Genomic DNA, 13,666 nt, shown 5'->3' with positions numbered 1-13,666 from the left:
TCGAGAGCGCGCTGCGTCACATGAGCCAGACTGGGTGACCTCACACTTCCCGAGGCCGGAGCGTCCACAGGGCATGAAGCGACCGTTCGAGCAGGCCGTCACCGAGCACGGGGCTGTCGTCCTGCGGGTCTGCCGGGCCGTGCTCGGTCCGACGGAGGCCGACGATGCCTGGTCGGAGACGTTCCTCGCGGCCCTGCGCGCGTGGCCGGACCTGCCCGAGGACGCCAACGTCCGCGCCTGGCTCGTCACCATCGCGCACCGCAAGGCACTAGACGTCGCGCGCGTCCGTGCCCGGCAGGCGATTCCCGTCGCGCACGTCCCCGACTGCACCGCCCCGAGCGACGGCCAGCCCGAGGAGGTCCTCGCCGACGAGAAGTTGTGGGCCGATGTCGCGGCACTGCCCGAGAAGCAGCGCCTCTGCGTCGCCTACCACCACGTCGCCGGCCTGCCCCACCCCGAGGTCGCACGCATCGTCGGCGGCACCCCGGCTGCCGCACGCCGGGCAGCGGCCGACGGCATCGCCCGGCTCAGAGCCACCTACGCAGCCCACGGAAGGGTGAGCACCCATGTCTGACCACCTCCTCGACGTCCTCGAAGGGCCCGACCTGGGTGAGGCCGCCCATCTCGCCCGGCTCCATGCAGAGCTCGTGGACCGGGCCGGCACCGAGGACCTCCTCGACGTCACCTACCGCACCGTCGACTCGCCGATCGGCTCCCTGCTCCTGGCCGCCACGCCCGAGGGGGTCGTACGCGTCGCGTTCGAGCTCGAGGACCACGACCGGGTCCTCGAGGCGCTGGGCACGACCGTCGGGCCCCGGATCCTGCGCGGCGGCGACCGCCTCGGCGTGCTCGACCTGCTCGCGGGCGAGCTCGACGACTACTTCGCCGGTCGCCGGCACGGGTTCGACGTGCCGCTCGACCTGCGCCTGGCGAGGGGCTTCCGCCGTGCCGTGCTGCAGCACCTCGGCGAGATCCCCTACGGCGCGACCGAGAGCTACGCGCAGGTCGCCGTCGCGGCCGGGAGCCCGCGGGCCGTGCGGGCGGTCGGCTCGGCGTGCGCCACCAACCCGCTGCCGATCGTCCTGCCGTGCCACCGGGTGCTCCGCTCGGACGGCGCGCTGGGTGGCTACCTCGGCGGCCTGCCGGCCAAGCAGCGGCTCCTCTCCCTCGAGGCGGCGGCGTGAGCTGGCCGACCACAGGCTCGCGCGTCGTCTATGAGAACCCGTGGATCCAGGTCCACGAGGACGAGGTGACGCGCCCCGACGGCAGCGAAGGGATCTACGGCGTCGTCGAGGTGCGCCGCCTCGCGGTCTTCGTCGTCGCCCTGACCGACGACGACGAGATCGTGCTCGTCTCGGTCGACCGGCACACCGTCGGCGTCTCCCTCGAGGTCCCGGCGGGCGGCACCGACGGGCAGGACCCCCTCGAGGCCGCACGCCGTGAGCTGGCGGAGGAGACCGGGCTCGTGGCCGAGCACTGGCGGCAGGTCGGCACGATGAACGCGCTCAACGGCATCTGCCGGGCTCTCGAGGTCGTCTTCCTCGCCACCGGCCTGTCTTCTGCGCCCGGCGACCACGACGCGCACCGTGCCGAGGAGGGCATCGGCGAGGTCCGCCGCGTGCCGCTCCCCGAGGTGCTCGGCCTGGTCCGCGACGGCACCATCACCGACGGCGAGACGGTCGCGGCGCTGATGTTCGCCCTCCTCGCCCTGGGACGCGTGCACTGACCGCGTTCACTGACCGCGAGGCCGCACCACGCGGCATACGCACGCCGTGCGCATGCAACGGTTCACGGACGCCGCGTGTCCATGGGGGTGTACGAGAGACTCGAAGCCTGACGAACGGACCGGCGGGAGCACATGAGACGTAGGGACGAGGCGGCGTTCCGCAGCTTCGTGGAGGAGCGGCAGACGATGCTGCGCCGCCGCGCCTACCTGCTCTGCGGCAGCTGGGCCGACGGCGACGAGCTGGTCCAGGAGGCGCTGGCCCGCGTGTATGTCGCGTGGCCGCGGATCGCCGCCGGGGCCGAGACCGCCTACACGAGACGCACCATGATGAACCTCTTCCTCAACGACCAGCGCAAGCGCCGCCGCGAGGTCCTCACCGACGAGGCGCCCGAGCCGGCCACGGTCGAGCACGACCGAGAGCTCGCGATGACCTTGAACGCCCTGCTCGAGGACCTCCCCGAGAAGCAGCGCGCCGTGCTCGTCCTGCGCTTCTGGGAGGACCTCACCGTGCCGCAGATCGCCGAGTGCACGGGCGTGGCCGAAGGCACCATCAAGAGCCAGATCTCCCGGGGCCTGGCCGCCCTGCGCGGCCGGCTCGCCGACCCACCGCTGAGCGGGGCAGGAGCGGTCTCGTGAACGACGACATGACACGTGGGCCGGACGCCGCGCCCGAGCCGGGCGAGGCGCAGCTGCGAAAGGCGCTGTCCGCGATGAACGACCTCAGGCCTCCTCGTGACGACCTCTTCGTCGAGCGCGCGTTGATGCGCGGACGGGCCCGCACCTCGCGGCGCCGCTCCACCCTGCTCGGGGCCGCGGCGGCGGTCGTCGTCGTCGGGGTCGTCGGCGGGAGCTGGGTCGCGGCCGACCACGGGTCGCCCTCGAGCGCCTCGTCCGGCGCGGGTGCCCGGACCGCTGCCGGGTCCTCGGCGGAGGCGCCCGGGTCGCTGCGCAGTGCGTCCCCGGGTGCTCCCGGCTCGGGCGGGGCGGCGCCGTCGGTCCCGTCGGCCCGGGACGCCACGCGCTGGTTCGACACCCTCTCGACCCCGCAGACCAACACCTTCGAGGCGATCGAGCCCACCGTCGTCTCCCGCTGGCCCGATGTCTTCTCGGGGGCGTATGCGGTCACGCCGGCGGGTGACCGCGTTGCCGTCGCCGTCACCCGGCACGACAGCGGGCTCGAGACGTTCGTGACCCAGGCGATGCCCAGCCCGTCCGACGTGGAGTTCGTCGTGAGGGCGCACACCTTCGCGGAGAAGCAGCGAGTCGAGCAGGAGATCGCCGACCAGCGAACAGCTTGGAGCGACAAGGGAATCGACATCCTGCGGATCACACAGGACGGCCGCGCCGACCGCGTCGCCGTCGTCCTCGCGGCGGGCTCCTCCCCCACGCCGCTCGAGCAGCGCTACGGCGACGTCGTGGAGGTCACCGTCGCCTCGCCGGCGTCGGGCGGCAAGCTGCCCGACGGCAGGACGCTGCCGCCCCTGCAGCGGTGATGTAGGTGTCGGCACGCTCCTGATGGGTCGAGCCCGGGCGGAGCCGGGCCCCGAAGGCCGGGCTGCGCCGCGGAGCCACGGTTAGGCTGCTCCGCATGGAGCAGCCGACGCCGCCGCAGGCCCCCATCAGCCCGCTCGACGCACTCCGCCGCATCTGCTTCCTGCTCGAACGGGGACGGGAGAGCAGCTATCGGGTCGACGCGTTCCGCAAGGCGATCGAGGCCATCACCCTGGTCCCCGAGTCCGAGCTGCGCGAGCGCGTCGAGAACGGAACCCTCAAGCAGCTCAAGGGAATCGGCGACTCCAGCGCCGCGATCATCAGCCAGGCCACGCGCGGGGTGCTGCCGGCATACCTCGTCTCCGCCGAGGAGAAGCACGGCGAGCCGCTGACCCGCGGGGGCGCTGAGCTGTACGCCGCGCTGCGCGGCGACCTGCACGCCCACTCCAACTGGAGCGACGGCGGCAGCCCGATCGAGGAGATGGTCCTCGCGGCGGTCGACCTCGGGCAGGAGTGGATGGCCCTGACCGACCACTCCCCTGGGCTCACGGTCGCCAACGGCCTGAGCCGCGAGCGCCTGGCCGACCAGCTGAAGCGCGTCGATGCCATCAACGCGAGCCTCGGGGACGCCTTCACGCTCCTCAAGGGCATCGAGGTCGACATCCACCTCGACGGCACCCTCGACCAGGACGACGACATGCTCGACCAGCTCGACGTCGTCACCGCCTCCATCCACTCCAAGCTGCGGCAGCCGGCCTTCGAGATGACGCCCAGGATGGTTGCGGCGGTGCGCAACCCGCGCACCAACGTCCTGGCCCACTGCACCGGCCAGCTCGTCACCGGCGGGCGCGGCAAGCGCCCCCCGTCGCAGTTCGACGCCGAGAAGGTCTTCCGCGCCTGCCTCGAGAACGATGTCGCGGTCGAGATCAACTCGCGCCCCGAGCGGTGCGACCCGCCCGACGAGCTGATCGAGCTGGCCCGAGACCTCGGCTGCCTCTTCACCATCGACTCCGACGCCCACGCCCCCGGCCAGCTCGACATGAAGTCCCTCGGCTGCGAGCGCGCCGAACGGCTCGGCATCCCCGCGGAGCGGATCGTCACGACGTGGTCGGTCGACGAGGTCCGGGCCTGGGCCAAGGGCTGAGGGACCCTCTGTCGAGGGGGCCGGGAGCCGATTTGGTCGGGCACCGGAAACTCCCCTATAGTTTCGACGACCCAACGGATAGGTCGGGCAGGTCCCCATCGTCTAGCGGCCTAGGACTCCGCCCTTTCACGGCGGCAGCACGGGTTCGAATCCCGTTGGGGATACGCAGTACAGTTCCACACGCACCACCCAGTAAGGCCCCGTAGCGCAGTTGGTTAGCGCGCCGCCCTGTCACGGCGGAGGTCGCCGGTTCGAGCCCGGTCGGGGTCGCCACACCAAGAGGCGCCGCTCTCACCAGAGAGCGGCGCCTCTTCCCATTCCCCCTCAAGTCGAGTGGGCAGTTTCCGTCACTTGTCCACAGGGGAGATGACGCAACGTGCCCACTCGACGTCGGAAAGTGCCCACTCGACGTGGTCGGGCGGCGGGAGGGGGCGTATGCGGGGTGGGCTTCAGCGGTGGCCGGCGCGCAGGACGAGCTCGAGCTCGAACCGGACCTCCGGGTCATCGAGCGCGTCACCGAAGAGCTCCTTGAGCTGGGCGACGCGGTAGCCCACCGTCTGCTGGTGGACGAAGAGCTCCTCGGCGATCGGGGCACGCTGCCCCTGATGGCGCAGCCACGCGAGCAGCGTCTCGGTGAGGCGCTCGCGCGCAGCCGGCCGCAGCCCGTCGAGTGGCGCGAGTCGCGTCCTGGCCAGCTCGGCGGTGGCCAGCGGCTCGGCGTGCACGACGAGCTCGGCGAGGTGGTCCTCGACCCACACCGGCGACGCGCCGCCCGCCTCGTCGTGGGTCACGCCCACGCCGTGCGCCCCGGCCGACGTGGCCAGGTGCAGCGACTCCCCGGCCTGCTGCCAGGGGCGCGCCGGACCGACGATCGCGGGGCGACCACGCAGCGCTCGTTCGAGCTCGCGGCGTCGCGCCGGCTGGCTGCCGAAGGGATACACGATGACGACGTCGGTGCCCCGCTCGGCCACCAGGCCGTCGGACCCCAGTGCCGCCCGCAGGCCCTCGACGTGGGGGAACGGCACGAGCGCGACCAGCACGACCTCCGGCAGCGTCCACCCCACCGCGGCGGCCAGGCGCGCCACCCCGCCGTCGCTCGAGTCGCCGCGCAGGATCATCTCGAGCAGCTCGCTGCGCAGGCGCAGCTGCTCGCCGGCGCGCTCGGACTGCTCCTGCGCATACCCCTGGGCGCTCGCGGCCGAGAGCTCGTCGATGTACGCGAAGAGCGACTCACCGAGCGAGAGCAGCACGTCGGGAGACATCTGCGAGACGTCCACGGTGCGGGAGATCGCCCGGAAGGTGACCCGCGCTCCGTAGCGGTAGGCGGCGAGGAGCGACTCGAGGCTACGACCCGAACGCACCTCCCCGCGTCCGAGGCTCTCGTAGACCCACTTGCCGTCCTCCGAGAGTGCCGGAAGCCGGGTCCCGGGCAGGTCGAGGAAGCGGTTGAGCGCCACGGTCACGCCCTGTCGCACGCCCTGCCCGAAGCGGCCCTCCATGGGCATCGCGTAGACAGGCACGTCGCGGGGTATGCCCTCGATGATGGCCTCGACGATGTCGCTCACCACCGGCCTCAGCACCTTCGCAACTTCGGCTGGTAGAGACAACCACGGTGGGTCGGATGTGGCCTGTGCCACGGCGTCCTCCTGGAATTTGTCGCGAGGAGACAACCTCTGAGCCCAAAGAGTACGCGCCACCCCAAGATGCGGAGGGGTCCTGACCGCGACAATGGAACGTATGACCCAGTTCCGTGCTCTCCGACGTGTGGCGTCGATCCTGACGACCCCGCGTGAGCCCGAGGACTTCCTGAACCTCATCAACCCGCTCGCCTCCGCCAGGCAGCTGCGCGGCGTCGTGACGAAGGTCGTGCGCGAGACGCCCGACTCCACGACGATCCACTTCCGGCCCGGCCGCGGCTGGAACCCGCACGCCGCCGGCCAGTGGGCCCGCATCGGCGTCGAGATCGACGGGGTGCGCCAGTGGCGCAGCTACTCGCTGTCAGCCGCCGGGGGCCACGATCCCGCCATCACGGTGACCGCGATCGGCATGGTCTCGACGGCGCTCGCGCGGGGCACCAAGGTCGGCGACATCCTCTTCCTCGACACCCCGCAGGGCGACTTCGTGCTCCCCGAGCACCCGCGCCCGCTGCTGATGCTGACCGCCGGCAGCGGCCTGACGCCCGTCATGTCGATGATCCGCACGCTCGTCCCCCGCCGGCCCGACGCCGACGTGGTGCTCGTGCACTCGGCGCGCACCCGCGACGACGCGCTCTTCCACGACGAGCTGCTCGAGCTGGCCGACCAGTTCCCGGGCCTCACGGTCCGCCACTGGTTCACTCGCGAGGAGGGTGGCCGCCGCCTCGACCTCACGACCCCCGCCGACCTCGAGACGCTCTGTCCCGACTGGCGTGAGCGGGCGGCATACGCCTGCGGTCCGACGGACTTCCTCGACGCTGCCACCGAGCTGTGGGAGCGCGAGGGCGCCGCGGCGGGCGACGAGGACGCCCCCGCGCTCACCATCGAGCGCTTCGCCCCCGTCCTGCTCGAGGGAGCCGGCGGCGAGGGCGGACTGCTCACGTTCGAGAAGTCCGACAAGGAAGTGGAGGTGGACGGCGACGTCCCCCTCCTCGAGGCCGGCGAGGACTGCGGGGTCGTCATGCCGAGCGGATGCCGGATGGGCATCTGCCGAAGCTGCCTCGTCCCGCTCGTCGCCGGCAAGGTCCGCGACCTGCGCACCGGTGAGGTGCACGGCGACGAGGGCGAGCTGATCCAGACCTGCGTCAACGCGGCCGCCGGACCTGTCCACCTGGACATCTAGGAAGGGAAACACCGAATGACCGCCACCACGAACCGACCGACGACGGCGCCGACCCGCGCCGCCGGGGCCGCCCTGGATGCAACCGTCGGGGGCACCGCCTCCACGAAGCAGGCCAGGAAGCCGGTCCTCGCGGCGTCCGGAGGACCCCTGAAGCGCCCGAGCGCTGCGGCGCACCTCTCCGACGCCGACGTCGAGCGTCTGGGCCAGGAGCTCGACGCGATCCGCGACCGCATCATCGCCACGCGCGGCGCCAAGGACGCGGCCTACATCCGCCGCGTCATCCGCGTGCAGCGCACCCTCGAGGTCGCCGGGCGCGCGACCCTGCTGCTCTCGAAGAAGAAGTCGGCGTTCGTCGCCGGCACCGCCATGCTCTCGGTCGCCAAGATCCTCGAGAACATGGAGATCGGCCACAACGTCCTGCACGGCCAGTGGGACTGGATGCGCGACCCCGACATCCACTCCACGACGTGGGAGTGGGACTTCGTCACGCCGGCCGCCGCGTGGAAGCACACCCACAACGACCTGCACCACACGTGGACCAACGTGCTGGGCAAGGACAAGGACGTGGGCTACTCCGTGCTGCGCATGGACGAGGACCAGCCGTGGCACCCGTCCAACATCTTCAACCCGGCCATCAACATGGTCCTCGCGCCGTTCTTCGAGTGGGGCATCGCGATCTACGACCTCGAGCTCGAGGCCGTCAAGGAGGGCGAGAAGTCCAAGGCCGCCCTCAAGAAGGACCTCAAGGCGATGGGGCGCAAGATCGTGCGCCAGTTCACCAAGGACTATGCCGCGACGCCGCTGGCCGCCGTCCCGTTCGGCTCGGGCAAGCAGGCCCTCCTCGGCACCTTCACCGCCAACGCGATCCGCAACGTCTGGGCGCACTCGGTCATCTTCTGCGGCCACTTCCCCGACGGGGTGGACACCTTCACCGAGGAGGAGATCGAGGGCGAGACCCGCGGCGACTGGTACATCCGCCAGATGCTCGGCTCGGCGAACATCTCCGGCAGCAAGCTCATGCACCTGATGACCGGCAACCTCAGCCACCAGATCGAGCACCACTGCTTCCCCGACCTGCCGAGCAACCGCTACCACGAGGTCGCGGTCGAGATGCGCGAGATCTGCCAGCGCTACGGCCTGCCCTACACGACCGGGCCGCTGCCCAAGCAGGTCTACCAGGCGTGGGCCAAGGTCTTCCGCCTCGCGCTGCCCAACAAGCCCAAGCAGGCCGCCAAGGCGGTCAACGCCCCGGTGCCGCCGCGGCGCTCCGCGTTCCCGCTGGCCGCCCACCAGGGGTGAGCGGGCGATGACCGCGCTGTCCGGCGCCCCCACAGCCGCCTTCTTCGACCTGGACCGCACGCTGATCCGCGGCTCGGCGAACTACCCGCTCGCCGTCGCCGCCTTCCGCAGCGGCCACGTGCCGTGGAGGGACCTCGTCAAGGACACCCTCAACGCGGTCACCTTCCACCGCAAGGGCTCGACCGACGAGGGCTCGGAGGCGCTGCGCGAGCGCATCCTCCGGGCCGTCGCCGGCCTCCGGCAGTCGGACATCATCCACCTGACCGACACGATCGTGCCTGGCATCGTGCGCAGAGCGATCCCGGCCTCGACGGCCCTGCTGGCGGAGGCCCGCGCCGCCGGGCACGACCGGATCGTCGTGTCGGCCTCCCCCATCGAGCTCGTGAGCCGCATCGCGACGGCCCTCGGGCTCGAGGGCGCCGTGGCCACCCGGAGCGAGCTCGACGACGACGGCTGCTACACCGGCCGCCTCGCGGGTGAGTTCTGCTACGCCGCCGGCAAGGTCGTAGAGATGGAGAAGCTGGCGGCCGAGCGCGGCTACGACCTGACCCGCTGCAGCGCCTACAGCGACTCCATCAGCGACCTGCCGATGATGGAGCGCGTCGGCACCGCCGTCGCCGTCAACCCGGACCGCGAGCTGCGGGAGCTGGCACGCGAGCGCGGCTGGCGCGTCGTCGAGGTCGGCCGCAAGCGCCACTGACGCATCCCTGCCGTATGCCGCGTGCCTCCTTCCGACACCGGCGGCCGAGGCACGTGGCGGAGACCGTGTGCCGTGTGCGCGTCACCCGCGAAGCCGTCACCGGACCAGCTCGGCGCGCCGGCTCTCGAGCATCTCGAGCGCTTGGCGGACCCGGCCGCTGCCGCGTCGACGTTGCGCTGGGCGCTCCTGATCTGCTCGCCCACGAGGAGGTCGACAGCGAGGTTGTCCCACCAGATGTCCATGCCGCGCACGAGGCCACTGAACCCGGGCAGGGAGATCGCCGGCATCCGCAGGTCATCGAGCTCCGCGGTGAACCGCGCGAGTGCGTCACCGGCGACCTCCAGCCGCTGCCGGGCATCGTCGAGCCGCTCGTGCTTCATGGTCGAGCTGAGGACGCCGCCACCGCCGAAGGTGTCCCAGGCGGACCAGGAGCCGGCTCTCGACAGCGTCTCCTGCGCTGCGAGCAGGCCCTGCAGCGCTGACCGGCCTGCGGTGCGGGCCTGCTCGACCTCACGCAGCTCGCGCCTCCGGCCGAGCTTGGCCGCGGCAGCCGCGACGTGGACATCGTCGACGGCGCCTCCGCTGCCGGCGACCGCCTCAAGCGCCGACTGGTAGTCCGAGTCGGCGTGCTCGAGCGCCGCAGCCCGGCGTGCGAGCGAAGCACGTGGCACTCGAGCCGACGATTCGCGTTCGGTCGGGTGACATGTCACCGGACCGAACGAGGGTGCCACCCCCCGAGCACAGGCCGGAGTCACCAGGAGGTGTGCAGGGGCCGTCCTTCGGCGAAGCCGGCGGTGCTCTGGAGCCCGACGACCGCCCGCTCGTGGAACTCCTCGAGACTGCGCGCACCGGCATACGTGCAGCTGCTGCGCAGGCCGGCGACAATCTGGTCGAGGACGTCCTCGACCGACGGGCGCGCCGGGTCGATGTACATGCGAGCCGTGCTGATGCCCTCCTCGAAGAGGGACTTGCGGGCCCGGTCGTACTCGCTGTCGGTGGCGGTCCGGTTGCGCACCGCCCGGCTGCTCGCCATGCCGAACGACTCCTTGTACTGCCGGCCGTCGTTGTCGGTGTAGAGGTCACCGGGCGACTCGAGGGTGCCGGCGAACCACGAGCCGATCATGACGTTGGACGCACCGGCAGCGAGCGCCAGCGCGACGTCGCGCGGGTGTCGGACGCCACCGTCGGCCCAGACGTGCTTGCCGAGCTCCCTTGCAGCCGTGGCACACTCGAGCACCGCGGAGAACTGCGGCCGGCCGACGGCGGTCATCATGCGGGTCGTGCACATGGCGCCCGGGCCGACCCCCACCTTGACGATGTCGGCGCCGGCCTCGATGAGCTCGCGGGTGCCGGCAGCGGACACCACGTTCCCGGCGACGACCGGGACGCGGGGGCCCAGCGCCCGCACCGCACGCAGCGCCTCGATCATCTTGTCCTGGTGCCCGTGCGCGGTGTCGATGACGAGGACATCGGCGCCGGTGTCGAGCACCTCGGCGGCCTTGGCCGCGACGTCGCCGTTGATGCCGACAGCGGCAGCGACCCGCAGCCGCCCCGCGTCGTCGACGGCGGGCCGGTAGAGGCCTGCTCGGATCGCGCCACCGCGGGTGAGGATGCCGACGAGCTCGCCGTGCTCCGAGACGACGGGGGCGAGCTTGCGCCGGGCCGCCGACAGCCGCTCGAAGGCCTCCTGCGGGTCGAGGCTCTCGGGCAGCACGAGCAGGTCCTCGTGCATCACGTCGTGCACCTGGGTGTAGCGGTCGACGCCCGTGAGATCCCGCTCCGTGACGATCCCGACCGGCTTGGACCCGTCCACCACGACGGCCGCCCCGTGGGCGCGCTTGCCGATGAGCACCAGCGCCTCGCCGGCGGTCATGTGCCGCTCGAGCGTGATCGCGGTGTCGTGCACGAGGTGACGCTGCTTGACCCAGGCGACGACCTCGCGGACCACCTCGACGGGGATGTCCTGCGGGATGACGGCGATGCCGCCCCGGCGTGCCACGGTCTCGGCCATCCGGCGCCCGGCGATCGCGGTCATGTTGGCGACGACGATCGGGATCGTCGTCCCCGACCCGTCGACGCTCGCCAGGTCGACGTCGAGGCGGCTGGTGACGGACGAGCGGCTCGGCACCATGAAGACGTCGTCGTAGGTGAGGTCGAGCTGGGGCTGGAGGCCGTTGAGGAACTGCACGATCCCCAACTCTAGGCGCCGCCGGAGCGCACGCCGCCCTCCGAGGACGTATGCCGTGTCGTCCCGGCCCACGCGGCATACGTCCTCCCGCTTCGCCGGAGGCGTAAGGCATTGACCGGGCGACGTAACGGAGTAATGCTGATTACATGATTACCAATGAAGCACTGGAGCGGGTGCGCGGCTGGTTCGTCGGCCGCCTGCCCGAGGAGTGGCGCAGCACGCCACCCGAGATCACCGTCGACCGTGAGGAGATCACCGTCGTCTTGACGATCGCTGACGTCGACCTGCCCGACGGCTCGAGCGACGCCGAGCGTGCCGAGGCGCGGGCCGGACGCACCAGGGCATTCCGCGAGGACACCCGCGGGCGGCGCATGGAGATCGCGCGCGAGGCCGAGCACCGCTTCGACCGCAAGGTCTCCTGGGCCGTACGGGTCGGCGATCGCACCGAGCTCTTCACCCACGTCGCGGCCCCGACCATGACGCGGCTGCGCCAGCCGGAGCGGCTCGTCCTCGACACGCTCGTCGACGCCGGCGTCGCCCGCTCGCGGGCCGAGGCGCTCGCCTGGTGCGTCAAGCTCGTCGGCCAGCACGAGAGCGACTGGCTCGGCGAACTGCGCGAGGCGATGGCACACGTGGCGGACGTGCGCACCAAGGGCCCGTCGGCGTGACGGGCGACCTCACGGTCGCCTGGTCGGTCTCCTGGCCGGGCAGCGGTGGGACGATGGGCGGTTTGCGGGATGGCATCGCCGGTCGGCTATAGTTCCACTCGTTGTCCCGGCCAGGTAGCTCAGTTGGTACGAGCGTCCGACTGAAAATCGGAAGGTCGGCGGTTCGACCCCGCCCCTGGCCACTCAACAAAGCCGCTGGTCATCCCCCTGTTGACCAGCGGCTTTGTCTTTTCTCGAACGACGAGACTCGCCCTCTCGGCTGTCCGTTTTGTCGCCTGCCACGCCCGTTGATAGCAGCGCTGATAGCAACGCGCATCAGGCGAGCCTCTCCCCGAGCAGCTGGAGAGCCTTCCGCTTCTCGTCCAGCGACGTGTGCGCGTAGATCGTCATCGTCACGTCGATGGCGCTGTGGCCCACGATCTCCTGGACGATGTGCGGTGCGACTCCCTCGGTCAGCAGGAGCGTCACGCAGGTGTGCCTCAGGTCGTGAAAGCGAGGCAGCGGCTCGGGCAGGACCGTGCGCACCCGGTACCAGCTGCGGCGCAAGTTGTCAGGCTCCATCGGGGTGCCGACCTTCGAGGCGAACACCATGTCCGAGTCGTGCCATTCGGGACCGGCTGCCAGCCGTTCCTTGCCCTGAGCGATCTTGTGCGCCTTGAGTGCCTCGACGACCGGGGGCGGCAGCGGAACCGTACGTCTGGACTTGCGGGTCTTGGGCGCCTTGAGCTGCAGCTGACCGCCGACACGTTGGAGGCTTTGCACGACCTGAAGAGACTCGGCCTCAAGGTCGACGTGCTGCCACTGCAGGCCAAGCAGCTCGCCCCGCCGGAGCCCCAAGTAGAGCGCGAGGACATAGAGCGCATGCAGCCGCTCCGACTTCGCCGCCTCGAGCAACCTCTTCGCCTCGTCAGGTTTGAGCCCATGGCCGACGACGTACTCGGGTGCTGGGATCTGGACGAGCTTGGCGACGTTGCGAGTCAGCAGCTCATCACGCATCGCGTTCTGTAGGCCGGCGCGCAGGACCGCGTGCGCAAACTGGACGCCACGGCGTTGCATCCCTTTGGCCGCGAGGTGCTGACACATGAGCCGGACGTCGCGAACGTTCAGAGCGCGCAGCTTCTTGTTCCCGATGAGTGGGCCCAGGTGCAACCGCACGACGAGCTCGTAGCCCTGGTAGGTCTTAGGCGCTCGGTTCGGTTTGACCACCGTTTCGAGCCAGTGCTCGAGGTACGCCTGGACGGTCCAGTTCTCGACGGAGACGCGGACGCCGGCGTCGAGCTCCTTCTGGAGGTCGCCCAGCTTCTTGCGGGCCTCTGCGCGAGTGCGGCCATAGACCACGACACGCTTACGGCCGCCGGTGTTGGTATCCGCGTACGTCGCGCCGACCCATCGGCCCTGCTTCGTCTCGTAGACCGACCCTTCTCCGTTGGCACGCCGACTCATGCCGACTCCTCGACCATTCGCTTGACCATCTCCTCGCACGCCTGCACGGGCACGAGACGGCGGCGGCCGATCTTGATCGATGCCAGGATGCGCATTCGCATCAGGTCGTAGATCGTCGACCTCGTGACGCCGAGGATCTCCGCCGCCTCCTCAGGACTCAACAGCAGCTTCTCCACTCCACTCACCTCTC

General features: G+C 71.0%; 14 protein-coding genes and 3 tRNA genes. 13 read left to right on the top strand and 4 right to left on the bottom strand.

Translation table 11 applies throughout. The annotated features are described in order from the left end of the window. The first annotated feature begins 73 nt into the window (after positions 1 to 73). The 8 genes from AB0316_RS05120 (at position 74) to AB0316_RS05085 (ending at position 4,634) form a co-directional block, all read left to right on the top strand. A complete protein-coding gene (locus AB0316_RS05120; protein WP_366271018.1) occupies positions 74 to 574 on the top strand; it encodes a sigma-70 family RNA polymerase sigma factor in 501 nt (166 codons plus the stop codon). Continuing rightward, entirely contained in the window at positions 567 to 1,184 is a 618-nt protein-coding gene (locus tag AB0316_RS05115; RefSeq protein ID WP_366271016.1) for a methylated-DNA--[protein]-cysteine S-methyltransferase, read from the top strand. Before AB0316_RS05120 ends, AB0316_RS05115 begins: the two co-directional genes overlap by 8 nt. Beyond that, a complete protein-coding gene (locus tag AB0316_RS05110; protein WP_366271014.1) occupies positions 1,181 to 1,726 on the top strand; it encodes an NUDIX hydrolase in 546 nt (181 codons plus the stop codon). The genes AB0316_RS05115 and AB0316_RS05110 overlap by 4 nt, the downstream gene beginning before the upstream one ends. Positions 1,727 to 1,858: 132 nt before the next feature. Further along, positions 1,859 to 2,362 carry a SigE family RNA polymerase sigma factor gene (locus AB0316_RS05105; RefSeq protein WP_366271012.1) on the top strand — a complete coding sequence of 168 codons (504 nt, stop codon included), beginning with the start codon at positions 1,859 to 1,861 and terminating at the stop codon, positions 2,360 to 2,362. After that, positions 2,359 to 3,219 carry a hypothetical protein gene (locus tag AB0316_RS05100; protein WP_366271010.1) on the top strand — a complete coding sequence of 287 codons (861 nt, stop codon included), beginning with the start codon at positions 2,359 to 2,361 and terminating at the stop codon, positions 3,217 to 3,219. Before AB0316_RS05105 ends, AB0316_RS05100 begins: the two co-directional genes overlap by 4 nt. Positions 3,220 to 3,314: 95 nt before the next feature. Beyond that, on the top strand, positions 3,315 to 4,361 hold the full coding sequence (locus AB0316_RS05095; protein ID WP_366271008.1) for a PHP domain-containing protein: 1,047 nt from the start codon (positions 3,315 to 3,317) through the stop codon (positions 4,359 to 4,361). Between the two features lie 91 nt (positions 4,362 to 4,452). Then, positions 4,453 to 4,525 (top strand) — tRNA-Glu (locus AB0316_RS05090). 32 nt (positions 4,526 to 4,557) lie between these two features. Beyond that, a tRNA-Asp gene (locus AB0316_RS05085) sits at positions 4,558 to 4,634 on the top strand. Positions 4,635 to 4,810: 176 nt separating this feature from the next. On the opposite strand, the gene AB0316_RS05080 is transcribed toward AB0316_RS05085, so the two are convergent. Next, complete coding sequence (locus AB0316_RS05080) at positions 4,811 to 5,926, bottom strand: helix-turn-helix domain-containing protein (RefSeq protein WP_366271006.1); 1,116 nt, start codon at positions 5,924 to 5,926, stop codon at positions 4,811 to 4,813. A gap of 172 nt (positions 5,927 to 6,098) precedes the next feature. On the opposite strand from AB0316_RS05080, the gene AB0316_RS05075 reads away from it, so the two are divergent. Genes AB0316_RS05075 through AB0316_RS05065 form a run of 3 tightly spaced genes read left to right on the top strand, consistent with a single transcriptional unit; the run spans position 6,099 to position 9,177 of the window. Then, positions 6,099 to 7,178 carry a ferredoxin reductase gene (locus AB0316_RS05075; protein WP_366271004.1) on the top strand — a complete coding sequence of 360 codons (1,080 nt, stop codon included), beginning with the start codon at positions 6,099 to 6,101 and terminating at the stop codon, positions 7,176 to 7,178. A gap of 15 nt (positions 7,179 to 7,193) precedes the next feature. Then, on the top strand, positions 7,194 to 8,477 hold the full coding sequence (locus AB0316_RS05070) for an acyl-CoA desaturase (RefSeq protein ID WP_366271002.1): 1,284 nt from the start codon (positions 7,194 to 7,196) through the stop codon (positions 8,475 to 8,477). A 7-nt stretch (positions 8,478 to 8,484) separates the two neighbouring features. Then, on the top strand, positions 8,485 to 9,177 hold the full coding sequence (locus tag AB0316_RS05065) for an HAD-IB family hydrolase (protein WP_366271000.1): 693 nt from the start codon (positions 8,485 to 8,487) through the stop codon (positions 9,175 to 9,177). Positions 9,178 to 9,928: 751 nt separating this feature from the next. On the opposite strand, the gene AB0316_RS05060 is transcribed toward AB0316_RS05065, so the two are convergent. Then, positions 9,929 to 11,365 carry a GuaB1 family IMP dehydrogenase-related protein gene (locus AB0316_RS05060; RefSeq protein ID WP_366270998.1) on the bottom strand — a complete coding sequence of 479 codons (1,437 nt, stop codon included), beginning with the start codon at positions 11,363 to 11,365 and terminating at the stop codon, positions 9,929 to 9,931. A 146-nt stretch (positions 11,366 to 11,511) separates the two neighbouring features. On the opposite strand from AB0316_RS05060, the gene AB0316_RS05055 reads away from it, so the two are divergent. Next, a complete protein-coding gene (locus AB0316_RS05055) occupies positions 11,512 to 12,033 on the top strand; it encodes a hypothetical protein (protein WP_366270996.1) in 522 nt (173 codons plus the stop codon). A gap of 108 nt (positions 12,034 to 12,141) precedes the next feature. Continuing rightward, positions 12,142 to 12,215 (top strand) — tRNA-Phe (locus AB0316_RS05050). 133 nt (positions 12,216 to 12,348) lie between these two features. On the opposite strand, the gene AB0316_RS05045 is transcribed toward AB0316_RS05050, so the two are convergent. Then, complete coding sequence (locus AB0316_RS05045) at positions 12,349 to 13,476, bottom strand: tyrosine-type recombinase/integrase (protein ID WP_366270994.1); 1,128 nt, start codon at positions 13,474 to 13,476, stop codon at positions 12,349 to 12,351. Further along, positions 13,473 to 13,652 carry a helix-turn-helix domain-containing protein gene (locus AB0316_RS05040; protein WP_030199459.1) on the bottom strand — a complete coding sequence of 60 codons (180 nt, stop codon included), beginning with the start codon at positions 13,650 to 13,652 and terminating at the stop codon, positions 13,473 to 13,475. The genes AB0316_RS05045 and AB0316_RS05040 overlap by 4 nt, the downstream gene beginning before the upstream one ends. Positions 13,653 to 13,666 lie beyond the last annotated feature (14 nt).

Source organism: Terrabacter sp. NPDC080008 (assembly GCF_040702505.1).
Classification (GTDB): Bacteria; Actinomycetota; Actinomycetes; order Actinomycetales; family Dermatophilaceae; genus Terrabacter.
This window is presented reverse-complemented; position numbering and strand designations above follow the sequence as displayed.

Excerpts from the sequence above, each read along its gene's own strand:
- AB0316_RS05120 (WP_366271018.1), top strand. The coding sequence starts at position 74 with ATGAAGCGACCGTTCGAGCAGGCCGTCACCGAGCACGGGGCTGTCGTC.
- AB0316_RS05115 (WP_366271016.1), top strand. The coding sequence starts at position 567 with ATGTCTGACCACCTCCTCGACGTCCTCGAAGGGCCCGACCTGGGTGAG.
- AB0316_RS05105 (WP_366271012.1), top strand. The coding sequence starts at position 1,859 with ATGAGACGTAGGGACGAGGCGGCGTTCCGCAGCTTCGTGGAGGAGCGG.
- AB0316_RS05095 (WP_366271008.1), top strand. The coding sequence starts at position 3,315 with ATGGAGCAGCCGACGCCGCCGCAGGCCCCCATCAGCCCGCTCGACGCA.
- AB0316_RS05075 (WP_366271004.1), top strand. The coding sequence starts at position 6,099 with ATGACCCAGTTCCGTGCTCTCCGACGTGTGGCGTCGATCCTGACGACC.
- AB0316_RS05070 (WP_366271002.1), top strand. The coding sequence starts at position 7,194 with ATGACCGCCACCACGAACCGACCGACGACGGCGCCGACCCGCGCCGCC.
- AB0316_RS05065 (WP_366271000.1), top strand. The coding sequence starts at position 8,485 with ATGACCGCGCTGTCCGGCGCCCCCACAGCCGCCTTCTTCGACCTGGAC.
- AB0316_RS05055 (WP_366270996.1), top strand. The coding sequence starts at position 11,512 with ATGATTACCAATGAAGCACTGGAGCGGGTGCGCGGCTGGTTCGTCGGC.
- AB0316_RS05045 (WP_366270994.1), bottom strand. The coding sequence starts at position 13,476 with ATGAGTCGGCGTGCCAACGGAGAAGGGTCGGTCTACGAGACGAAGCAG.